This is a genomic window from Aeromicrobium sp. S22 (genome assembly GCF_009661045.1).
Lineage (GTDB): Bacteria > Actinomycetota > Actinomycetes > Propionibacteriales > Nocardioidaceae > Aeromicrobium > Aeromicrobium yanjiei.
This window is the reverse complement of sequence record NZ_WJWV01000001.1, coordinates 1,482,152-1,502,972: the sequence shown is the minus strand read 5'-3', so window position 1 is coordinate 1,502,972 and position 20,821 is coordinate 1,482,152. Positions and strand designations below refer to the sequence as shown.

The 20,821-nt window shown below is 69.5% G+C and carries 19 protein-coding genes; 10 read left to right on the top strand and 9 right to left on the bottom strand.

Annotated elements, in window-relative coordinates; genetic code table 11:
* Positions 1-2 precede the first annotated feature (2 nt).
* A complete protein-coding gene (gene miaA / locus GEV27_RS07425) occupies positions 3-929 on the bottom strand; it encodes a tRNA (adenosine(37)-N6)-dimethylallyltransferase MiaA (protein WP_153933787.1) in 927 nt (308 codons plus the stop codon).
* Positions 930-1,011: 82 nt separating this feature from the next.
* On the opposite strand from miaA, the gene GEV27_RS07420 reads away from it, so the two are divergent.
* Complete coding sequence (locus GEV27_RS07420; protein WP_153653139.1) at positions 1,012-1,230, top strand: antitoxin; 219 nt, start codon at positions 1,012-1,014, stop codon at positions 1,228-1,230.
* Here the strand turns inward: GEV27_RS07420 and GEV27_RS07415 are convergent, their stop codons facing one another.
* On the bottom strand, positions 1,231-1,872 hold the full coding sequence (locus tag GEV27_RS07415; protein WP_309222091.1) for a hypothetical protein: 642 nt from the start codon (positions 1,870-1,872) through the stop codon (positions 1,231-1,233).
* 83 nt (positions 1,873-1,955) lie between these two features.
* Here GEV27_RS07415 and GEV27_RS07410 point away from each other — a divergent pair, with 83 nt between their 5' ends.
* On the top strand, positions 1,956-2,552 hold the full coding sequence (locus GEV27_RS07410; RefSeq protein WP_153653141.1) for a hypothetical protein: 597 nt from the start codon (positions 1,956-1,958) through the stop codon (positions 2,550-2,552).
* A 2-nt stretch (positions 2,553-2,554) separates the two neighbouring features.
* Here the strand turns inward: GEV27_RS07410 and GEV27_RS07405 are convergent, their stop codons facing one another.
* Complete coding sequence (locus GEV27_RS07405) at positions 2,555-3,187, bottom strand: TetR/AcrR family transcriptional regulator (protein WP_153653142.1); 633 nt, start codon at positions 3,185-3,187, stop codon at positions 2,555-2,557.
* Between the two features lie 91 nt (positions 3,188-3,278).
* Here GEV27_RS07405 and GEV27_RS07400 point away from each other — a divergent pair, with 91 nt between their 5' ends.
* Both GEV27_RS07400 and GEV27_RS07395 read left to right on the top strand, forming a co-directional pair.
* Complete coding sequence (locus GEV27_RS07400; RefSeq protein WP_309222090.1) at positions 3,279-6,158, top strand: MMPL family transporter; 2,880 nt, start codon at positions 3,279-3,281, stop codon at positions 6,156-6,158.
* Positions 6,158-8,194: a YhgE/Pip domain-containing protein gene (locus tag GEV27_RS07395; RefSeq protein WP_153933784.1), complete on the top strand. Its 2,037-nt coding sequence runs from the start codon at positions 6,158-6,160 to the stop codon at positions 8,192-8,194. Before GEV27_RS07400 ends, GEV27_RS07395 begins: the two co-directional genes overlap by 1 nt.
* 19 nt (positions 8,195-8,213) lie before the next feature.
* Here the strand turns inward: GEV27_RS07395 and GEV27_RS07390 are convergent, their stop codons facing one another.
* The gene (locus GEV27_RS07390; RefSeq protein WP_153910629.1) at positions 8,214-8,891 is read right to left on the bottom strand and encodes a helix-turn-helix domain-containing protein; all 678 of its coding nucleotides are present in this window, start codon (positions 8,889-8,891) and stop codon (positions 8,214-8,216) included.
* A gap of 71 nt (positions 8,892-8,962) precedes the next feature.
* Between GEV27_RS07390 and GEV27_RS07385 the strand changes: the two genes are divergently transcribed.
* Positions 8,963-10,111, top strand: a complete 1,149-nt coding sequence (locus GEV27_RS07385) for an acyl-CoA dehydrogenase family protein (RefSeq protein ID WP_153910626.1) — start codon at positions 8,963-8,965, stop codon at positions 10,109-10,111.
* Between the two features lie 6 nt (positions 10,112-10,117).
* Here the strand turns inward: GEV27_RS07385 and miaB are convergent, their stop codons facing one another.
* Positions 10,118-11,584, bottom strand: a complete 1,467-nt coding sequence (gene miaB, locus GEV27_RS07380) for a tRNA (N6-isopentenyl adenosine(37)-C2)-methylthiotransferase MiaB (protein ID WP_153653147.1) — start codon at positions 11,582-11,584, stop codon at positions 10,118-10,120.
* A 322-nt stretch (positions 11,585-11,906) separates the two neighbouring features.
* Positions 11,907-12,431: a hypothetical protein gene (locus GEV27_RS07375; protein ID WP_153933783.1), complete on the bottom strand. Its 525-nt coding sequence runs from the start codon at positions 12,429-12,431 to the stop codon at positions 11,907-11,909.
* Between the two features lie 99 nt (positions 12,432-12,530).
* On the opposite strand from GEV27_RS07375, the gene GEV27_RS07370 reads away from it, so the two are divergent.
* On the top strand, positions 12,531-12,800 hold the full coding sequence (locus tag GEV27_RS07370; protein WP_153933782.1) for an excalibur calcium-binding domain-containing protein: 270 nt from the start codon (positions 12,531-12,533) through the stop codon (positions 12,798-12,800).
* 553 nt (positions 12,801-13,353) lie between these two features.
* Here the strand turns inward: GEV27_RS07370 and GEV27_RS18045 are convergent.
* The 3 genes from GEV27_RS18045 to GEV27_RS07355 form a co-directional block, all read right to left on the bottom strand.
* Entirely contained in the window at positions 13,354-13,995 is a 642-nt protein-coding gene (locus tag GEV27_RS18045; protein WP_153653152.1) for a DUF305 domain-containing protein, read from the bottom strand.
* Positions 13,992-16,421 carry an Ig-like domain repeat protein gene (locus GEV27_RS07360; RefSeq protein WP_194944147.1) on the bottom strand — a complete coding sequence of 810 codons (2,430 nt, stop codon included), beginning with the start codon at positions 16,419-16,421 and terminating at the stop codon, positions 13,992-13,994. The genes GEV27_RS18045 and GEV27_RS07360 overlap by 4 nt, the downstream gene beginning before the upstream one ends.
* A 358-nt stretch (positions 16,422-16,779) precedes the next feature.
* The gene (locus GEV27_RS07355) at positions 16,780-17,328 is read right to left on the bottom strand and encodes a hypothetical protein (protein WP_153910607.1); all 549 of its coding nucleotides are present in this window, start codon (positions 17,326-17,328) and stop codon (positions 16,780-16,782) included.
* Positions 17,329-17,509: 181 nt separating this feature from the next.
* On the opposite strand from GEV27_RS07355, the gene GEV27_RS07350 reads away from it, so the two are divergent.
* From GEV27_RS07350 to GEV27_RS07335, 4 genes are all read left to right on the top strand, one after another.
* Entirely contained in the window at positions 17,510-18,238 is a 729-nt protein-coding gene (locus tag GEV27_RS07350; protein ID WP_153911146.1) for an amino acid ABC transporter ATP-binding protein, read from the top strand.
* A gap of 38 nt (positions 18,239-18,276) precedes the next feature.
* The gene (locus GEV27_RS07345; RefSeq protein WP_153910604.1) at positions 18,277-19,182 is read left to right on the top strand and encodes a glutamate ABC transporter substrate-binding protein; all 906 of its coding nucleotides are present in this window, start codon (positions 18,277-18,279) and stop codon (positions 19,180-19,182) included.
* Between the two features lie 64 nt (positions 19,183-19,246).
* The gene (locus GEV27_RS07340; protein WP_153653156.1) at positions 19,247-19,894 is read left to right on the top strand and encodes an amino acid ABC transporter permease; all 648 of its coding nucleotides are present in this window, start codon (positions 19,247-19,249) and stop codon (positions 19,892-19,894) included.
* Positions 19,891-20,739: an amino acid ABC transporter permease gene (locus tag GEV27_RS07335; RefSeq protein WP_153910601.1), complete on the top strand. Its 849-nt coding sequence runs from the start codon at positions 19,891-19,893 to the stop codon at positions 20,737-20,739. The genes GEV27_RS07340 and GEV27_RS07335 overlap by 4 nt, the downstream gene beginning before the upstream one ends.
* The last annotated feature ends 82 nt before the right edge of the window (positions 20,740-20,821 follow it).

Below are 20,821 nucleotides of genomic sequence, written 5' to 3'. Positions count from 1 at the left end.
GTCTACTCGTCCGCGGGGACGCCCACGTGATGCAGCGCACGATCCACCAGGTCCTCGGCGTCGTACGGCAGCCAGTGGATGCGCGGGTCCTTGCGGAAGAGCCGGTCCTGGCGGCGGGCGAACTTGCGGGTGCCGGTCACGGTGGCCTCGCGGGCCTCCTCCTCTGTCATCTCCCCACGCAGGAAGGCCAGGATCTGCTGGTAGCCGAGGGCACGGGACGCGGTCCGGCTCTCCTCCAGGCCGAGCGGCAGCAGTCGGCGCACCTCCTCGACGAAGCCGTCGGCCCACATCTGGTCGACCCGCTGCGCGAGGCGTACGTCCAGGACCTCGCGCGGCACGTCGAGGCCGAGCATCACGAGCCCCGCATAGATCGAGTCGTGCCCGGGCATCGTGGCGCGGAACGGCTCGCCGGTCAGCTCGATGACCTCGAGCGCCCGCACGAGGCGGCGGTCGTTGGACGGCTGGATCTGCGCCGCGGCCGCCGGGTCCCGCCGGGTGAGCTCGGCGTGCAGGGCGTCGGCTCCACGGGACCGGAGCTCGGCGGCCCAGCGCTCGCGCACCGCGGGGTCCGTCCCGGGGAACTCGAGCCGGTCGAGCACCGCGCGGACGTACAACGCCGAGCCCCCGACGAGCACCGGCGTGACGCCACGTGCGTGGCAGTCGTCGATGACGGCCCGCGCCCACGACTGGAACTCCGCGACGCTGGCGGCCTCCGCGACGTCCAGGACGTCGAACAGATGGTGCACGACGCCCCCGCGCTCGGCCTCGGTCGGCTTGGCCGAGCCGATGTCCATGCCGCGGTAGAGCTGCATCGAGTCGACGTTGACGACCTCGGCGTGGCCGAGCCGCCGGGCGATCTCGACCGCGAGCGACGACTTGCCGGACGCCGTCGGGCCGACGACGGCGACGACGCGGTGAGGCACGGGCATACCGGAATTCTCGCAGTAGGCTGACGGTCAACGAGGGGCGGTCGCACCCGTCCCTTCTCTCTCGGACACCAGGAGCGCACCCATGGGATTTCTCGACAAGCTGACCAAGCGAGCGCCCGAGCTCAGGGAGAAGGCGGCCGACCTCGCCGCGACGCATCACGACAAGATCGAGCAGGGCATCGACAAGGCCGCGGACCTCGCGGACCGCGCGACCAAGGGCAAGCACACGAGCAAGGTCGACGGCGCCGCGGCGAAGGCCAAGGAAGCCGCCGACAAGCTCGGCGAGGGCCGCCAGCAGTAGCTACAGCACCCAGTCGGCCACGAGGTAGCCGACTCCGAGCGGTGCGGCGTCGAAGCGCAGGCGGGCGGTGACGTCGGCGCCCTTCGTGAGCTCCCCCAGCGTCCGCAGGGCCGGCACCCCGCCGGCGGCGAGTTCCTCGGCGAGGCCGAGATCGAGCGCCGTGAGCGCCTCGGGGTCGCCCGCCGCGAGCGCCGCCGCGATCGAGGCGTCGAAGCCCTCGGCGCGCTCGTCCAGGAAGCCGGGGGCCTGCAGGCTCCGCTTCGCGCTGCCGTCGGCCATCACGAGCAGTGCGACGCGCCCGTCGACGTCGGGCCGGCCCGTCGAGTACGTCCGCGGGCCGGCCCAGCCCGCGCGGTCCAGCAGCCAGGCACCGATCGTCAAGCTGAGCGGCAGCACCGTGGTGGGACCGCCGGCGTGGACGGCGGCACCGTACGCCGCGAGGGAGCCTCCGGCGTCCTCGTCGAGTTCATCGGCGGAGGGGCCAGGGCCGAGGACGACGACGCGCTCGGGCGCCACGTCCAGCAGGGCACGCACGGCCTCGTCGGCGGCCCGGCGGACGGGGCCCAGCTCGGCGTCCGTGCCGGGGCTGACCTCGGGGACCAGCGCCGGCGGGTGAGGGCACACGGCAGCGGCGAGGATCACCTGGCGAGCCTAGACCAGGGCACCACGGCGAGCCCCGCGACCACGGACAGGCCGTCGTCCGTCCGGCATGACACGATGAGCCGGTGCCGGACACCGAGGAGCTGCCGCCGTACCCGCCGGCACGCGATGCGTGGCAGTTCCCGCCGCCCCCCGTCCACCGCAGGTGGAAGTGGGTCGCGATCTCGGCCGGCGCACTCGCCCTCGCCGCCGCGGTCTTCCTCATCACCGCCGTGGTCGAGCTCGAGGGCCGCGACGCCCCGGGCCTGATCGAGGACGAGGAGCTCGTGTCCATCATCGACCGCGAGTGCGAGCTCATGAGCTCGACGGTGGCCTCGATGCCGGTCACTGGCACCCCGCGCGAGCAGGGGCAGACGATCATCGACCAGAACCTCGCGATCAGCCGCATGCTGAGCGCGATCGAGGGTCGCGCCGGCGACCGCATCGACGCCGACCGTCCGGCCCGGATGTGGCTCGACGACTGGACCACGCTCGTCGACGCCCGCAACAGGTACGTGCTCGCGGAGCTCGAGGACGGCTCCGCCCGGTTCCGGGTGCCGCGGGACCCCGACGGCCATCCCCTCCCCGAGCGGATGAACGACGCCTTCCTCGACGACGGGACCTGCGCGGTGCCGAAGGCCCTGCTCTCCCCGTATCCGGCCGGCCGGACCGCAGACGTCTGAGCCTAGGAGGTCGGCTCGGTCACCGCGACCAGCAGCGTGGGCAGCGTGATCTTCAGGAGCTCGAGGTCGATCGGACGGTCCTCGAGCAACGACTCGCGCAGCGCGGCGTCATAGGTGCCCATGAGGATCGACGCGACGTGTGACAGGTCGACCGTCAGCCGCAGCCCCAGTGCCTCGAGCGCGGACGCCATGAAGCTCTCGAAGTCGGCCCGCACCCGCCGCGAGGCCGCCACGAACTCGCGCCCCACCGCGTCGTCGCGGACGCCGCGCAGCTCGAACTCGGCGTGGACGAGATACCACTCGCGGTCGTGCTGCTGGCCGACCAGGAAGCGATCCATGATGACCGCGACGGCGTCGAGCGTGTCGAGGCCCTCGAACGAGGCGGGGTCGGCGGCCTCGCGCAGCGCCGCGAGCATCAGCTCTCGCTCGCGACCGAACAGCGCCAGGACCAGCTCGTCCTTGCTGGAGAAGTTGGAGTAGAACGCCCCGCGGGTGAATCCGGCCTGGTCGCAGATGTGCTCGACCGAGGCGCCCTGGATGCCCTCCCGGGCCAGCACCGTCCGGGCCGCGTCGAGAAGTCGCTCGCGCGTCGCAGCCCGCCGACGCACCGGGCGATCGATCGCCGTCTTCGCCATGGCACCTTCCTGTGTCGCGCCACCATCCTGTGTGACGCACAAGTCTACTCGATACATTGACGCACTGGATACACAAACGTATCGTCAAGTCGTGTCCACCTCCCTGTACGCCCTGGGCCGCTGGGCCTTTCGCCACCCCCGTCGCGTGCTCGGCGCATGGCTGGTGATCCTGCTCGTGACCGGCGTGGCCGCGCTGGGCCTCGGCGGCGGCACCAAGAACCAGTTCGACATCCCCGGCACCGAGTCGCAGGAGGCGATCGACGCGCTGGGCAGGACGTTCCCCGAGCTCAGCGGCGCCTCGGCCTACCTGGTCGTCGTCGCGCCCGACGGCCGGACCGTGGACGATCAACGCACCCGTCGCCTCGTCGACGACGCGATCGCCGGGATGTCGAAGGTCCCCGGCGTGTCCGAGGTCGTCTCCCCGTACGCCCGGACGAACAAGATCGGCGTCTCCGAGGACCGGGCCGCCGCCCAGGTGCAGGTGCAGTTCGACCGCGACCTCACCGAGGTCACGTCCGCGGACCGCGCGCAGCTCATGGACACCGGGGACGCGCTGAAGAAGGCCGGCTACACGACCGCGTTCGGCGGCGACGTCTTCGCCAGCACCGGTCCCCAGCTCTCGATCATCGAGGTCGTCGGCGTCGTCGTGGCGTTCATCGTCCTGTACGTCATGTTCCGCTCGCTGCGCGCTGCCGTCATGCCAATCGTGACCGCGCTGCTCGGCGTGCTCGTGACGATGGCGATCACGATCGCCGCGACCGGCTTCGTCACGATCTCGTCCACCGCTCCCCTGCTCGCGCTGATGATCGGCCTCGCGGTGGGCATCGACTACGCGCTGTTCATCGTGTCCCGGCACCGCGAGCAGCTCGCGGAAGGGCTCGAGCCCGAGGAGGCAGCGGCCCGGTCGGTCGCGACCGCGGGCTCGGCCGTCGTCTTCGCCGGTGTCACGGTCGTCATCGCCCTGCTGGGCCTGTCGATCGCCCGCATCCCGTTCCTCACGATCATGGGCGCCGTCGCCGCGCTCTCGGTCGTCATCGCGGTGGCCGTCGCCCTGACCGTGCTGCCTGCCCTGCTCGGACGGGCCGGGCACCGCCTGACGCCCGACGCCGAGCACCCGACGGGAGGGTTCTCCCGGCGGTGGGTCGAGGTGACGACCCGCTTCCCACTGATCGCGATCGTCCTCGTCGTGGTCGGGCTCGCGATCGTCACGATCCCGTCCAAGGACCTGAAGCTGGCCCTGCCCGACAACGGCACGGCACCGGCGGGCAGCACCCAGCGCGTCGCGTACGACCTGGTGGACGAGCACTTCGGCCCCGGCTACAACGGACCGCTGCTGGTCAGCATCGACATCATCGCCACGACCGATCCCGTGGGCGTTGTCGAGGCCATCGCGGACGACCTGCGCGGGCTGGACGGCGTCGAGGGCATCGGCCTGGCCACCCCGAACCGTACGGCCGACACGGGCATCGTCCAGGTGATCCCCTCGACCGGTGCGACCGACGAGCGCACCACCGACCTGGTCCGGGAGATCCGCGAGCGCGAGGCCGGCTGGCAGGACCGATACGGCGTCCCGGTCTCCGTGACCGGCCTGACCGCGGGCGGCATCGACGTCTCGGACCGCCTGCAGGAGGCGCTGCTGCCGTTCGGCGTCGTGGTGGTGGGCCTCTCGGTGCTGCTGCTCATGATCGTGTTCCGCTCGATCGTGGTCCCGCTCAAGGCGACGCTGGGATTCTTGTTGTCCACCGGCGCCTCGTTCGGGGCGGTGGTCGCGGTCTTCCAGTGGGGCTGGCTGAGCCAGCTGGTTCACCTGGACCAGACCGGCCCGCTGATCAGCTTCCTGCCGATCATCCTCATGGCGGTGCTGTTCGGGCTGTCGATGGACTACGAGGTCTTCCTCATGGCCCGCATGAAGGAGGAGTACGTCCGCTCCCGCGACCCGCACCGCGCGATCGCCGACGGGTTCGTCGGCAGCTCCCGGGTCGTGACGGCTGCGGCCGTGATCATGCTGGCGGTGTTCGCAGCGTTCGTGCCCGAGGGCGATCCCAACATCAAGCCGATCGCTTTCGCCCTCGCGATCGGGGTCTTCGTCGACGCCTTCCTCATCCGCATGCTCTTCGCCCCCGCGGTGCTCGAGCTGTTCGGTCGGCGGGCGTGGACGCTGCCCGGATGGCTCGACCGACGGCTGCCCCACATCGACGTCGAAGGTGAGGCGCTGCACCGGCAGGTCGAGCTGCAGGCGTGGCCCCGTCCCGGATCGACGGCCGCGATCACCGCGGCCGGGCTGACGACGTCCGGGCCCGAGGGGCCGGTCCTCAACGACGTGTCGGTCGAGGTCGAGCGCGGCGACTGGCTCGTCGTGCACGGCAGCGACGGTGCGGGCAAGACGGCGCTGCTGCTGACGTTCGCCGGACGCATGCCCTTCGACAGCGGTCGCCTGCGGGTCGACGGTCATCTCCTGCCGCAGGAGTCAGCCGCAGTGCGCCGCAGCGTCTCCCTCGCCGAGCTGGCCGGCTTCAACGACCTCGACGACAACCTGACGGTCGACCAGCACATCGCCGAACGGCTCTCGATCCGGTCGTTCGGGCTGTGGGTCAGCCGTCGCCGGGTGGCCCCGGTGCGCGCCGAGCTCCGCCACGCCCTCGAGCGCGCGTACGAGGACGCCGGGCTGCCGTGCACGCCCGTCGAGGGCAATGCCCTGGTCTCGTCGTTGTCGCGCCTCGAGCGCAAGCTGCTGGGCGTCGTGCTGGCCCTGACCGAGGACCCCCGCATCGTGGTGGTCGACGACGCGGACGACGTGCGCGCGGCCGAGCACGTCGACCTGCTGTGGTCTGCGCTCGCGTGGCTGCTGGAGGACCGCGACGTCACGCTCGTCGCGAGCGTCCAGTCCGCGTCCTCGGCGCCCCCTCCTTCCGACCGGCTCCACCATCTGGAGCTGGACACCTCCCGCACCCCCCACGAGTTGATGCTCTGATGATTCCCTCTCCCCCGCTGCCCTGGTTCGAGCTCGCCCGGTTCCGCCGCAGTCGGCTGACGCGCGCCGCCGTGCTCGCGGTGATGCTCGTGCCCCTGTTCTACGGCGCGATGTACGTCTGGGCCAACATCAACCCCACCGGGCACCTCGACCAGGTCAAGGCCGCCGTGGTCAACGAGGACGAGCTCGTCGAGATCACCGGCCGCGACGGCGAGAAGCAGCCCGTCGCGATCGGTCGCCAGCTGGCCGGCAACCTGGTCAGCGACGACGGCGACGACAACTACGACTGGGTGCTGACCGACGGCAAGGACGCCCGGCAGGGGCTCGCGGACGGCACCTACAAGGCGGTCCTGACGATCCCCGCCAACCTGTCGAAGGCGGCGACCTCGACGAGTGGCGACCCGGCGAAGGCGATCCAGGGCCGGCTCGACCTGCAGACCAACGACGCGGTCAACTACATCAACGGCACGATCGCGCAGACGATCCTGCGTGCCGCCAAGGGCGCACTGAACGCGCAGGTCACCGAGACGTACCTCGACAACGTCTATCTCAGCTTCACCGACATCAAGGGGGCGCTCGACGACGCCGCCGACGGCTCCGACCGACTGGCGGACGGCGCCGTGCAGCTGCGCGACGGAACGGCCGAGCTCGGTGACGGTGCGGACCAGCTCTCGGACGGGGCCGGCCGGCTCGCCGACGGAGCCGGACAGCTGGACGACGGCGCGGCGACGCTCGCCGACGGCCTCGACCAGCTCGACTCCCGGACGTCCGCCCTGCCTGCGCAGACCCGGCGGCTCGCCGACGGTGCCCGTCAGGTGGCCGACGGCAACGCCGAGCTCAACGACACCGTGCAGCAGGTCACCCGCGACCTGCTCGGTGCCAGCGAGGACGCCAACGCCGACATCGACGAGCTCGCCAAGAGCCTCGGAACGATCGCCGAGCAGTGCGAGGCCGCGCAGCCGGTGGGGGTCGACTGCAGCCTGCTGCGCCAGGCGGCGGGCCGCTCGGGCGAGCTCAAGGAGCTCGTCGGCGGGATCCGCGGGCAGGCCGAGGAGCTCAGCGCCGGCACGAAGCAGCTCGCCCAGGGCTCGGAGCAGGTCGCGGACGGCAACGCCGAGCTGGCCCGGGCCGTCCCCCCGCTGGTCGAGGCGATCGGCCAGGCGTCCGACGGCGCCGGCCGCCTGGCGAGCGCGACCGGCCAGCTCAGCGACGGAGCCGATGAGCTCGGCACCGGCGCCGGCCAGCTGGCGGCGGGCGCGGGACGGCTCTCCGGCGGAGCGGACGATCTCGCCACCGGCGCGCTCGAGCTGACCAACGGGCTCCGCGACGGCAGCAAGCAGGTGCCCGACTACGACGAGTCGGAGCGCGAGACCTTGGCCAAGACCGCCGCGACCCCCATCCAGGACGCTGCCGAGCGGGTCAACGGGGTCAAGAACTACGGCGAGGCGCTCGCGCCGTACTTCATCTCACTGGCCCTCTGGGTCGGAGCGATGGCGATCTACCTGCTGCTGCGGCCGCTCTCGGCTCGCGCAATCGCATCCAGCGCGGGTAGCGTCCGCACGGCGCTCGCCGGCTACGTGCCGGGCCTCGTGATCTCGGTGGTGCAGGTCGGGCTGCTGCTCGCGGTGCTGCAGGGCTTCCTCGACCTCCGGCCGGCGAACCAGTGGCTCCTCGTCGGCATCGCGCTCGCGACAGGCGCGGTCTTCACGGCGATCAACCAGATGTTCATTGCCCTCTTCGGCGCGGCCGGACGCTTCGTCGCGCTGGTGTTCGTCAGCCTGCAGCTGACGTCGGCCGGCGGCACCTATCCGATCGAGACGTCGCCGCCGTTCTTCAACGTGCTGCACGACCTGCTGCCGATGACGTACGCGGTGCACGGTCTGCGTGCGGCGCTGGCGGGCGGCACCGACGGCGTGGTGCGAGACGTCGTCGTCCTGGGCCTGTTCACCGTGCTGGCGCTGTCGGTCACGGTCGTGGCGGCGCGGCGGAAGCAGACGGTGACGATCGCCCGACTGCACCCCACGTTGGTGGTCTAGCAGGCGTCCACGATGTCGCTCAGCCCAGCGCCTGGGCCTGCACGCCGCGGACCAACGGCGCCACCGGCGAGAACAGCAGCGCCTCGGGCAGGACCAGCAGGACGTCGCGGCGACCCGAGAGGCGGACGAGACCGTCCCGCGCCGCGGTGCGCAGGTCGAGCAGGCCCTCCCACACCTGGTACAGGACGCCGAGTGGTGCCTCGACGAGGACGTCGACGTCGTACCCCGGATCGGTGAAGCACAGCGAGACGTCTCCGCGATCCACCACGAACCAGAACCGGGTGCGCCGCCCCTCCGACAGGACGACGTGGAGCACCGTCCTGCGCCGCCCCCAGACGTCGGGATCGATGCCCGCCCGGATCCACCACATGAGAACCGTGGGGTCGAGCTCGTCCTCGCGCGGCTCGCCGAACGCCCAGCGGGCTCCCCACTCCGCCAGACCGAAGATGATCGGCCTCAGCTCGTCGCAGGCCTGGGTCGGACGGTAGCGATCGTCCTCATGGACGAGCAGGCCGGCGCGCTCGAGCTGGCCGAGCCGTTTGCTCAGCAGGGCACGGGACATCCCCGGCAGACCGCGAGCCAGCTCGTTGAAGCGGTCCGCGCCGAGCACGAGATCGCGCACCACGAGCAGGGTCCACCGGTCGCCGAGGATCTCCAGCGACCGGGTGATCGGACAGTACTGCCCGTACCGGGACATCTCTCGATGATGCCCTCCCGGGTTCAGTTTGTGAACTAGTCACCGCTCGGCGACCGGAGGACGCTGCGAGGATGACACTCACAGATCCCGTCGTCGCGCAGACGACCACCATCACCGATGACGACGTCCTCTCCCTCGCGACCCAGGTCGGCCGGGAGGCAGCCGCGTACGAGGCCGTCCACGACCACGACGCCACCTTCGTCAGCGAGGCGTACGACCTCATGAAGTCCGTGGGCTACCTCGGCCTGCCGGTCCCCGTCGAGCTCGGCGGCCGCGGCGCCAGCATGCGCCAGATGGTCCTGGCGCAGGAGGAGCTCGGCCGCTGGTCGGGCGCCGCGGCCCTGTCCTCCACGATGCACCTCTACCTCACGTTCGTGCAGCGCTTCCGCCACCGCAAGGGCGCTCCCGACGCCGCCGGCGTCCTGACCAAGGTCGCCCGGGACGGGCTGGTGATGGCGACCAGCGGCGGCTCCGACTGGGTCTCCCCCAGCACCGTCGCGACGCAGGTCGACGGCGGGTACGAGCTGACCGGCCGCAAGGTCTTCTGCAGCCAGGCCCCTGCGGCCGACGTCCTGTCCACGTGCGGGGTGCTCGGGGAGCCGGGGCCGGACGCGACCGTGCTGCACATGGGCGTGCCCATGAGCTCGCCCGGCATCAGCGTCGTCGAGACCTGGGACACGCTCGGCATGCGCGGCACGGCCAGTCACGACATCGTCTTCGACCGGGTGTTCGTGCCGGCCGAGAAGATCGTCGGCACGCGTCCGTACGGCTCGCTGTCCGGTCCGCTGCTGGTCGCGGTCATCCACTTCTGCCCCCTCGGCGGGGCGGCGTACCTCGGCGTCGCGCACGGGGCGCTCGACGAGGCGACACGTGTCGCCCGCTCGCGCGGCGAAGCCACGGCGTCCGCGATCCGCCAGGTCGGGGACATGACCGCGCGGCTGCGGACCGCCCGGTGGGCGTTGCTCGGCGCGGTCGACGAGATGGGCGACGACCCGACCATGGACGAGGCCACCCTGGAGACCGTCCTCACCGCCAAGCGTCAGGCGGTCGTGGAGGCACGCACGATCGCCGACACAGCCCTCGAGGTGGCGGGAGGCGGAGCCTTCTTCCGCTCGTCGCCGCTCGAGCGCGCGTACCGCGACGTCCGCGGCGGACCGTTCCACCCGCTCCCGCCCGAGGCGACCCTCGAGCTGATCGGGCGGCGGGCACTCAGCGACTGACAGGGATCAGACGGCGCACGCGGGGGCCGGCGGCAAGGGCGCGGGGACGCCGAGCGACGGCATGCCGAGACCCACGGAGCGGACCTCGGTGCGACCCTGCCGCGACTCCCACGCATCGCCGGCCTTGGTGCGGCGGAACGAGATCGGCGGCTCGTCGCTGACCAGGTGGTGCGGCGCGGCGTACGTGACGAGGACCCGCACCATGTCGCCCGGGCGCACGTCGTGCTCGCCCGGCACGAAGTGGACGAGCCTGTTGTCGCGAGCGCGTCCGGTCAGCCGGTGCGTCGCGCCGTCCTTCTTGCCCTCGTGGTCGGCCACGAGCAGCTCGACGATGCGGCCCTCCTGCTTCTTCGCCTCGTCCCACGCCACCTGGTTGACGACCTCGATCAGTCGCTCGTACCGCTCCTGCACGACGGCCTTCGGCAGCTGGTCGGGCAAGGTGGCGGCGGGAGTGCCGGGGCGCTGGGAGTACTGGAACGTGAAGGCACTGGTGAACCGGGCCTTGCGCACGACCTCGATCGTCTCGGCGAAGTCCTCCTCGGTCTCGCCCGGGAAGCCCACGATGATGTCGGTCGTGATCGCCGCCTCCGGCATCGCGGCCCGTACCCGGTCGATGATGCCGAGGAACTTCTCCTGGCGGTACGAGCGCCGCATGGCCTTGAGCACGCGGTCCGAGCCCGACTGCAGCGGCATGTGCAGCTGCGGCATGACGTTGGGCGTCTCGGCCATCGCCGCGATGACGTCGTCGGTGAAGTCCTTGGGGTGCGGGCTGGTGAACCGCACCCGCTCGAGCCCTTCGATCTCGCCGCACGCGCGCAACAGCTTGGCGAACGCCTGCCGGTCGCCGAACTCGACGCCGTACGCGTTGACGTTCTGGCCCAGCAGCGTCACCTCGACCACGCCGTCGTCCACGAGCGCCTGCACCTCGGCGAGGATGTCGCCGGGACGGCGGTCCTTCTCCTTGCCGCGCAGGGCCGGGACGATGCAGAACGTGCAGGTGTTGTTGCAGCCCACGCTGATCGAGACCCACGCCGCGAACACCGAGTCGCGCTTGGTGGGCAGGGTCGACGGGAAGACCTCGAGCGACTCGAGGATCTCCACCTGCGACTCCTCGGCGATGCGGGCCCGCTCGAGCAGCACCGGCAGCGAGCCGATGTTGTGGGTGCCGAAGACGACGTCGACGTACGGCGCGCGCTTCGTGATCGTGTCGCGATCCTTTTGGGCGAGGCAGCCACCCACGGCGATCTGCATCCCGGGGTTCTTCTCCTTGACCGACGCGATGTGGCCGAGGTTGCCGTAGAGCTTGTTGTCGGCGTTCTCCCGCACCGCGCACGTGTTGAACACGACGAGGTCGGGTGTCGCACCCTCCTCGGCGCGCACGTAGCCGTCCGTCTCGAGCAGGCCGCCCAGACGCTCGCTGTCGTGGACGTTCATCTGGCAGCCGTAGGTGCGCACTTCATAGGTCTTCGTCATGACTGCTCAATCGTACGTGGAGGTTCGGCCTCCCCTGTCCGGCGGACGCGTCCCCCGGGGGCGCGGTGTTTCTGCCACCGTTTGGACGCGTTCTCGGGGGCCCGGTGTTTCTGCCACCGTTCGGACGCGTCCCCCGGGGGCCCGGTGTTTCTGCCACCGTTTGGACGCGTCCCCCGGGGGCCCGGTGTTTCTGCCACCGTTTGGACGCGTCTTCGGCTCCGTATGGTGGCGGAAACACCGCGCCGGGCGTATTCGGTGGCAGAAACACCGCGCCGATGGAAACCCGATCTCCGCAGGCTCACCGCTCTCGTCAGGACCGGCATCACTGATCGCAGAACGTCGAGCGCAAGGCATCGAGATCCGTGGTGGTCGGACGTTCGGTCTCGACCCTGCTGTCCCGGTCACCGCCGATGAGCCACAGGCCGTCGTCGAGCGCGTCGAGCTCAGCGGTCGTGAACCCGACCGACCCCATGGTGTGGTCGGTGTCCCCGCCCGCGGACACGGAGTACGTCGCCCGCGGGTCCAGGTCCTCCAGGGCATCCTTGACCTCCCAGTCCCCACCGGGATCAGCGGTGTCGAGGACGACGACATCCTGATTGTCGATGTCCGTGATCCACCGTGCGTCGTCGACGCGCTCCCTCGGCCCGTCGGTCCGCAGGGGCCCCGCGTGACTGATGGCGACGCGCTCGAGCGCGGTGTCGTCGCAGCGCATCACCGCCACCAGCAGGTGCCCGTCGCGCTGCGACAACGCCACGATCCCGACCTGCGCGGGACTGCACCCGGACAGCAGCACCATCGCGCCGGCGGCCAGCAGGACTGCCACGACGAGTCGGTCAGCTACGGCCATCACTCCCCCGATACATCGTCGTGGATGCTGAGTTTGCCGGACATCGAGGTCTGGCAGGGCGAGTATGGAGAACTCAGCCACGAACCATCGGGAGACACCATGCTTCGCCAGATCACCACCGCCGTCTGCACCGTCGCGATCGCCGGCGTCGGCGTCGTCGCGGTGACGTCGCCTGCCGAGGCGGCCAACAAGACGTACAAGAACTGCAAGGCCCTGAACAAGGACTACAAGCACGGCGTGGGCAAGCCCGGTGCGAAGGACAAGACGTCCGGCACCCCCGTCACGAACTTCAAGCGGAGCGCGAAGATCTACAAGAAGAACAAGAAGTCGGACCGCGACAAGGACGGCATCGCCTGCGAGAAGAAGTGACGGTCACCGTCCCGTGACAAGACCGCCCACTGGTGAGAGCCCGGCGGGAACGGTTGACCGACCTGCGCCTGCGGCGGATACTCGGCTCACCCGGTCGCAGGAGGCACGATCGTCGTGATCAGCACGTCCCGCAAGGCTCGCGCAGCAGCGCTCGTGCTGCTGGTTCCCACCGCCGTCGCACAGCCGGTCCTGTTCGTACCCGGCGCCGCTCAGGCGCAGCCGGCCGTCACGCCGGAGCCGCGCCCCCGCAGCGGACGTCCACTCCCACACCACGCAGTCACGCCGTGCCGATGCCAGAGGTTCGCACCCTCGAGGGGCTGCCGATCCCTCAGTTCCGGCCGGGCAAGCCGTGGCAGGACGAGCTCCCTCCCCCGGTGCCACCCCGGGTGGCTCCGGCACCGGACGCGGGCGGGCCATGGCGTGTCCACTGCACGGCCTGCAACCATGCGCGCCCCACCGTCCTGCCGTAGCGAGCCGCAGCTGCCGCGGCGTCGTGTCCGCAAACTGACAAAGCCGCGCCCGCCCCAGTGGGACGGACGCGGCTTGTCAGGTCTCACAGCCGCTTCAGGATGCCCTTCAGGCGGCTGATCTCGACGGTCTGCGTCGTGGCGACGTCCGCCGCGAACGTACGGTTCACGGCGTCGGTGCCTTCGTTCAACGCGGCGTCCGCCATGGCCAGTGCACCCTGGTGGTGCGCGATCATCTTCTTGACGTAGAACGTGTCGAAGGCGTTGCCGCGCAGCGTCCCGAGCTTCGCGAAGTCGGCCTCGGTCAGCATGCCCTGCATGTGCATCGCGTGGTGACCGGTGGCCTTCAGCGGAGCCTTCGGGAGCTTGCGGGCCTCGAGCCACGCCTGCATGGCATCGATCTCACCGCGCTGGGCGTCGCCGATGCGCGCCGCGAACTCGCCAACCCGCTCATCCTTCGCGTACTTCTTGGCGAGGGCGGCCATCTCGACCGCCTGGTGGTGGTGAGGCACCATCATCTCGACGAAGTCCTTGTCGGCGTCGTTGAAGCTCTTCTCGCCGGACGGGACGTCCGACTTGTCGATCTTCTGGTTGGGCTCACCCGGTGCGCCGGCCCGGACGGCGACGCCCGAGTCCTTCGCCTCGCCATCACTGCTGGAGCAGGCGCCGAGCGCGATCACCGCAGAAGCGATGACCGCGCCCAGCACCCGGGGACGAACAGATGTCACTTGACCACCTTGAGGGTGGCGTTCGTGCTCTTGCTCGACCCGATGTTGCCCGTGCCCGGGTAGAAGACCCGGACCGTGTAGCTGCCCTTCTTGAGCTTCGGGAAGGTCACGGAGACCTTGCCCTTGACCAGCGAGCCGGTCAGCGACTTCGACCCGATCCTGACCGTCACGTCGCCGGTCGGCGTGACGTTGCCGGCCGTGACCGTGACCGAGACCTTCGGCTTCGTCGAGGTCTTGATCGTGCTCGTGAACTTGCGGCTGACCTTCGACGCAACCTTGGCAACGGTCACCTTGGTGGCTGCCGACGACGATCCGAGCAGCTGGGTGCCGCTCGGGACGAACTCGGCCGTCAGGCTGCGCGTACCGGCACGAGTGTCGGCCGGCAGCTTGATCGTCGCGGTGCCGTCCTGGACCTGGACGCCCTTGGCGATGACCGTCGAGCCGTCCTTGAACGTCACGGTGCCGTCGATCTCACCCTCGGCCGCAACGGTCGCGGTGAGCGTGATGGACGACGTGCCGTACGTCTGCTTGGTCGAGCTGGCCTTCAGCGTCGTCGTGGTGGCGACTCCCTCGACCTCGACCGAGAAGCCGTACAGCTTCGCGTCGAGCTTGGTGTCACCACGGACCACGTAGGAGACCGTGCCGGGCGCGACGTCGTCGGCCTGCTGGAACGACAGCTGGATGCTGCCGTCCGCGGCGGCCTGACCGTTGACGATCGCCTCGGCGTCGTCGCCGGTCGACCAGATCTCGACGTACTCACCCTTGCCGAACGTGCCGGCCGGGGCCGTGACCGTGATCTCGGCGCCCTGTCCGGCGGTGGTGCTGGCAGGCGTCGCCTCGAGGGTCTCGAGCTCGCCGCTCACCTCCGGGGCGGTCTTCCACGGCCAGCTGATGACCTGCTGGGTCGCGGGGTTGCGGACGTCCTGGCGGTGACGGTTGGCGTCGGCGAACTCATCGCCCACCAGCTTGAAGACGTCCAGGCCGCGAGCGATCTCGCTGCCGTAGAGGTAGCCGTTGTGCGAGTAGACCGCCCAGTAGCCGCCGGTGACCAGCGAGGTGGTGCTGATCGGCCCGCGATCGAAGTAGCCGATCTCTTTGGCCTTGGACGTGTTGCTGAAGTCGATCAGCGAGGCGCCGCCCTGGTACCAGGCCTGGACGAGGACGTCCTTGCCGTCGACCTGCACGATGTTGCCCTCGTGGCCGACGCAGTTCTCGGTCGTGGCCTGACGCCGCGGGATCTTGTAGTAGCTCTTGAGCGTCAGGTCGTCGCCGGCGAGATCGAAGATCGCGTTGGCGCCGCGGTACTGCGGGGTGCCGGGAACGCACGTGGCCGAGCTGCCGCCGCCGAGCTCGTCCTGGAAGATGACCGAGGTCGCCGCGTTGTTGAACTGGGCGGTGTGCCAGAAGGCGTAGTTCTCGTCGCGCACGCGCTCGGTGACCGCCGGGTTCAGCGGATCGCTGATGTCCAGCAGCAGGCCGTCACCCATGCAGGCCGCTGCGAGCAGGCCCTTCTCGGGGTACGCCGTCAGGTCGTGGCAGCCGGTCGTGACCGACGTGTTGGCGCCACCGTTCGGGCGATCGGCAGCAGTCAGCGCCGGGTTCTCCGCATCCCAGAGCTTGACCTCCTTGGCGATGGCCGCGGTGCTGGGGTCGTCGAGCTCGACCTCGATGATCTCGATCTGCTCGTGCGGGTTCTTGCAGTACGCGGCGCTCGTGGAGGTGTCGTAGGAACCGTTGTAGAGGTACACCTTGTTGGCGTCGTCCTTGTTCGGGACGAGCGTGTGGGTGTGCGATCCGCAACGGGTCTTGACGGCGTTGACGTACTGCGGGTTCTCCTGGTCACTGATGTCGTAGATCCGGATGCCCTCCCACGCGTCGGGGCTCGAGGCGGGCACCGACGGCGCCCCGCACTCGTTGCCGTTGCGCGGCTGGTCCACGGAGAAGAACAGCAGGTCACCGGCGATGGAGAGATCGCCCTGGTAGCCCGGGCAGATGACCTCACGGACGACCTTGGGCTCCTCAGGGTTGCTGACGTCGTACACGGCCAGGCCGTTGTAGCTGCCCTGGTAGACGTAGTCACCCTTGAACGCGAGGTTGCTGCGCGTCGCCATGCCGGGGGTGCTCGCGGCGGGGAGCGAGGCGACCTTCTGCAGGTTCGCGGTCGACTCCTCCTTGTCCACCTCGGTGATCCGCTCGTAGTTCACGTCGAACGGAACGTACGGGACCTTCGTCCCCGGCGCGAGATTGCCCGGCGCCTCGTCCTCGGGCGCCACACGGGTGGCATTGCTGCCCTCCCCGAGACGCTTGGAGAGCTCGGTCGGCTCCGGGATGCCGGGATCGGCCATGGCCGGCGAGAGCAGGCCCAGACTGAGTGTCGTCGTGGCCAGCACCACGAGCGAGCTGCGGAGGAGACGTCTATGGGTCACAGGGTTCTCTTCTTCACATAGTGGACAGGGTGACTGCACCATGACAGAACCTCTTCGCGCGGCGCCAGACATCGTGTCGCACCATTTTGGGTGCAGCCTGCAACCACCCGATCACTCCCTCGCCGGACGACAAAAAACCCCCGCGGGCGCAGGACGAAAGGCCGGTTGGAAGGCCTCTCGTCCTACGCACTGCGAAGGTTACGATTCGATGTAGTTGGAACTCGGAGCGTCATGAAAGCGCCGGGGCGGTCTCCGCCCCTCACCTCACCGGCTGAAGATGGCGATCACGATGACCGTGCCGATCACCGAGATCGCCAACGACCCCAGGCAGCCCAGACGATTGCTGAAGAAGAGCACGTCAGCCGACGATGCGCTTCGCAAGGCCCTTCTTGACCTCGGTCGGGCGCTCCTGCTCGCCGGCGAACGAGCTGATGACGACGAGGGCCCCCGTCACTGCCGGGATGGCCCACTGCAGCAGGCGCAGCTGCTTCTGCGCGGCGGCGACATCGGGCGGGGTCGAGGGCGCGGGACGGGTGCCGGAGGCGACGGGCACCCGCTGCTGCTCGGCGACCTTGCGACCCAGCACGCGGCCGTACGCGGTCAGGCCGAGGGCAGCCGCGGTCAGGCCGGTCTTGGCGAGGGCCATCTGGGCGACACCCTCCTGGTCCTTGATGCGCGCCTTGTTGCCCTTGATCTGACCGATGCTGCCGATCAGGTGCGCGCCGATCGCGGCGGCGTTGACCGGGGTCCACCGGTCCCAGCCGACGTTGGCGACCGCGCCGGTGTCGGTGTCGTGCTGCGCCGTGGAGGCCGCGGAGTTGAGGGCGACGGCATTGGCCAGCGTTCCACCGAACCAGGCCGAGAGGCCGAGGTCGTGCAGGGAGCGCGAGAGGGTGTTGCGAGTCATGGTTCTCCTGAGTTGGTGACGGGAGGGGCGAGATACCCCCTGCGCCGCAGGGCCAAACACGTCCGCGAGTCGGTCTGGACCGGGTCGTTACATTTTGGTGACACCCGGATCGGGTACGAATGGCTCCCACGAGCGCCGACGAGATCCGGCTAGGTTGTCCCGCATGGCTGACACGATTCCCATGGTGGCGATGCACGGCGTGCAGAAGTGGTTCGGCGACCTGCACGTCCTGCAGGACATCGAGCTGGAGGTTGCTCCCGGCGAGGTCGTGGTCGTGATCGGCCCGTCCGGCTCGGGCAAGTCGACGTTGTGTCGTGCGATCAACCGCCTCGAGGTCATCCAGGAAGGCACCATCGTCGTCGACGGCAAGCCGTTGCCCGACGAGGGCAAGGAGCTCGCCCAGCTGAGGGCCGACGTCGGCATGGTGTTCCAGTCGTTCAACCTGTTCGCCCACAAGACCGTGCTGGAGAACGTGACCCTCGGCCCGATCAAGGTCCGGGGTCTGAAGAAGGCGGACGCCGACAAGCGAGGCATGGAGCTGCTCGCCCGTGTCGGCGTCGACTCGCAGGCGGGCAAGCTGCCGGCCCAGCTCTCGGGAGGTCAGCAGCAACGTGTCGCCATCGCCCGCTCGCTCGCGATGGACCCGAAGGTCATGTTGTTCGACGAGCCGACCTCGGCCCTCGACCCCGAGATGATCAAGGAAGTCCTCGACACGATGGTCGACCTGGCCAAGGGCGGCATGACCATGGTCGTGGTGACGCACGAGATGGGGTTCGCCCGCACCGCCGCTGACCGTGTGTTGTTCATGGCGGACGGCCGCATCGTCGAGGAGAACACTCCCCAGGCGTTCTTCACCAACCCCCAGACTCCCCGCGCCAAGGACTTCCTCGCGAAGATCCTCACCCACTGACGCACGTGACCGTTCACCACATCGAGGGAAGGTAACCCATGAAGTTCACCACCACACGATCGCGTCGGGCCCGTTGGGCTGCCGTCGCCGCCACCGCTGTGCTGGCTCTGTCCGCCTGTGGCAGCGCCGGTGAGGACAGCTCCGGCGACGACGACGTCGACGTCTCCTCCGACGCCGCCTCCTCGTTCGAGGACGGCACCCGCATGAAGGAGCTGGCCGAGGCCGGCACCGTCAAGATCGGCGTCAAGTTCGACCAGCCCGGTGTCGGCTTCAAGGCCGCCGGCGCCAAGACGCCCACCGGTTTCGACCCCGAGATGGGCAAGGTGATCGCGGGCAAGCTGGGCATCTCCCCCGACAAGATCGAGTGGGTCGAGACGATCTCGGACAACCGTGAGCCGTTCCTGCAGAAGGGCACCGTCGACTTCGTCCTCGCGTCCTACTCGATCACCGACGAACGCCGCCAGGTCGTGGGCCAGGCCGGCCCCTACTACGTGACGGGCCAGAGCCTGCTCGTGGCCGCGGACGACGACAGCATCAAGGGCCCGGAGGATCTCAAGGGCAAGAAGGTCTGCTCGGTCACCGGTTCGACGTCGATCAAGACGGTCGAGGAGGAGTTCGGCGCCCAGCCGGCCGGCTTCGACACCTACTCCGAGTGCGTCGAGCAGCTCAAGAACGGTTCAGTCGACGCCGTCACCACCGATGGCGCGATCCTGCTCGGCTACGCCGCCGAGGCACCCGACCAGCTCAAGGTCGTCGGGGAGCCCTTCTCGGAGGAGCGCTACGGCATCGGCTACAGCAAGGACAGCCCCGAGCTGTGCGAGTTCCTGAACGACACGCTCACCGAGTCGTTCGACGGCGGCGAGTGGAAGAAGGCGTTCGACGCGACGCTCGGCAAGTCGGGCAACGAGGCGCCGGAGACCCCGACCCTCGATCCCTGCAGCTGATCGACATGACGGCGGGCGGGTCGCGACGACCCGCCCGCCGCCCCTACTCATGAGGAGGTGACGCATGGACGCACTGACCGACAACCTCGACCTGATCCTGAAGGGATTCCTCGAGACGCTGAAGCTGCTGCTGTCGTCCGGATTGTTGGCGCTGGCGCTCGGAACCCTGATCGGGGTGTTCCGCCTCAGCCCGGTGCCGATCCTGCGCGGAGTGGCCGTCGCGTACGTCACCATCTTCCGCAACACCCCGTTGCTGGTCCTGATCCTGCTGACCTACTACGGGTTGCCGCAGCTGGGCATCGACTTCGGCTTCTTCTGGAACATCACCCTGGCGATGGGGTTCTACACCGCGTCGTTCGTGAGCGAGGCGATCCGCTCCGGCGTGAACGGCATCCCCCTCGGTCAGGCGGAGGCCGCCCGATCGATCGGCATGCCGTTCGGCATGACCATGACCCAGGTGCTGCTGCCCCAGGCGTTTCGGCTCGTCGTGCCCCCGCTGGCGAGCGTGTTCATCGCGTTGACCAAGAACACCTCGCTCGCCGCGGGCTTCGGCATCGCCGAGGCAACATTTCGGCTCAAGGGCCTGCTCAACGACCACGCCACCGAACGGGTCACGATCTTCGTGGGCATCGCGATCGGCTACATCATCATCGTCGAGCTGATCTCGTTCGGCGCCCACCTCTTCGAACGCAAGTACGCGGTGACCCGATGAGCAACGTCCTGTTCGACGTCCCCGGCCCCCGCGCCGTCCGCCGCCACCGGATCATCGGCGTCGTCACCGTGGTCGCGGTGATCGCGATCATCGGCGCCGTGATCTGGAAGTTCCAGGCCGAGGGCCAGCTGAGCTATGCGAAGTGGGAACCGTTCTTCACCCCCAGCCTCGTGCAGCTGATCCTGGAGGGCCTGGTCAAGACCATGCTCGCCGGCGCACTCGCGATCGTCCTCGCCGTTCCTCTGGGCATGATCATGGGCGTCGCCAAGCTCTCGGACCACCGGATCATCCGCTGGCCGGCCTGGCTGTTCGTCGAGTTCTTCCGTGCTGTGCCCCTCCTGATGCTGATCATCTTCATCTGGTCGATGCAGGGGTTCCCGCTCGGCACGATCTTCCCTCTGGTGCTCGGCCTGCTGCTCTACAACGGCTCCGTGCTCGCCGAGGTGGTCCGCGCGGGCATCAATGCAGTCCCGGCGGGCCAGGCCGAGGCGGCCTACGCCATCGGCCTGCGCAAGCACCAGGTCATGCGGATCGTCCTGCTCCCACAGGCGATCAAGATCATGCTGCCGTCGTTCATCAGCCAGTGCATCGTGGCGCTCAAGGACACCAGCTTGGGGTTCTACATCCTGGCTCCCGGCCTGACCTTCGCCGGCCGCGAGATCTACCGCACCTTCGGGAACTACCTGCAGACCGCGATCGTGCTCGCCGTCATCTACATCATCCTCAACCTGCTGCTGGGCCTGCTCGGCGAATGGGTGCAGCGACGGTTCGGCGGTGAGTCGAAGATCGAGCTGGTCGGCGGCATGGTGCAGGCACAGCCGGTCGGCGGGGCCGGCCGAGCGTAGAGCAGCTCTTCGTCGCGCGACTGACCGTGCGGCCCCGATGGTGCGGCCAGACTGCCTGTCTCGTAGTCTCGTGCCGCCACTG

Excerpts from the sequence above, each read along its gene's own strand:
- miaA (WP_153933787.1), bottom strand. The coding sequence starts at position 929 with ATGCCCGTGCCTCACCGCGTCGTCGCCGTCGTCGGCCCGACGGCGTCC.
- GEV27_RS07420 (WP_153653139.1), top strand. The coding sequence starts at position 1,012 with ATGGGATTTCTCGACAAGCTGACCAAGCGAGCGCCCGAGCTCAGGGAG.
- GEV27_RS07405 (WP_153653142.1), bottom strand. The coding sequence starts at position 3,187 with ATGGCGAAGACGGCGATCGATCGCCCGGTGCGTCGGCGGGCTGCGACG.
- GEV27_RS07395 (WP_153933784.1), top strand. The coding sequence starts at position 6,158 with ATGATTCCCTCTCCCCCGCTGCCCTGGTTCGAGCTCGCCCGGTTCCGC.
- GEV27_RS07390 (WP_153910629.1), bottom strand. The coding sequence starts at position 8,891 with ATGTCCCGGTACGGGCAGTACTGTCCGATCACCCGGTCGCTGGAGATC.
- GEV27_RS07385 (WP_153910626.1), top strand. The coding sequence starts at position 8,963 with ATGACACTCACAGATCCCGTCGTCGCGCAGACGACCACCATCACCGAT.
- miaB (WP_153653147.1), bottom strand. The coding sequence starts at position 11,584 with ATGACGAAGACCTATGAAGTGCGCACCTACGGCTGCCAGATGAACGTC.
- GEV27_RS07375 (WP_153933783.1), bottom strand. The coding sequence starts at position 12,431 with ATGGCCGTAGCTGACCGACTCGTCGTGGCAGTCCTGCTGGCCGCCGGC.
- GEV27_RS07370 (WP_153933782.1), top strand. The coding sequence starts at position 12,531 with ATGCTTCGCCAGATCACCACCGCCGTCTGCACCGTCGCGATCGCCGGC.
- GEV27_RS07355 (WP_153910607.1), bottom strand. The coding sequence starts at position 17,328 with ATGACTCGCAACACCCTCTCGCGCTCCCTGCACGACCTCGGCCTCTCG.
- GEV27_RS07350 (WP_153911146.1), top strand. The coding sequence starts at position 17,510 with ATGGTGGCGATGCACGGCGTGCAGAAGTGGTTCGGCGACCTGCACGTC.
- GEV27_RS07345 (WP_153910604.1), top strand. The coding sequence starts at position 18,277 with ATGAAGTTCACCACCACACGATCGCGTCGGGCCCGTTGGGCTGCCGTC.
- GEV27_RS07340 (WP_153653156.1), top strand. The coding sequence starts at position 19,247 with ATGGACGCACTGACCGACAACCTCGACCTGATCCTGAAGGGATTCCTC.
- GEV27_RS07335 (WP_153910601.1), top strand. The coding sequence starts at position 19,891 with ATGAGCAACGTCCTGTTCGACGTCCCCGGCCCCCGCGCCGTCCGCCGC.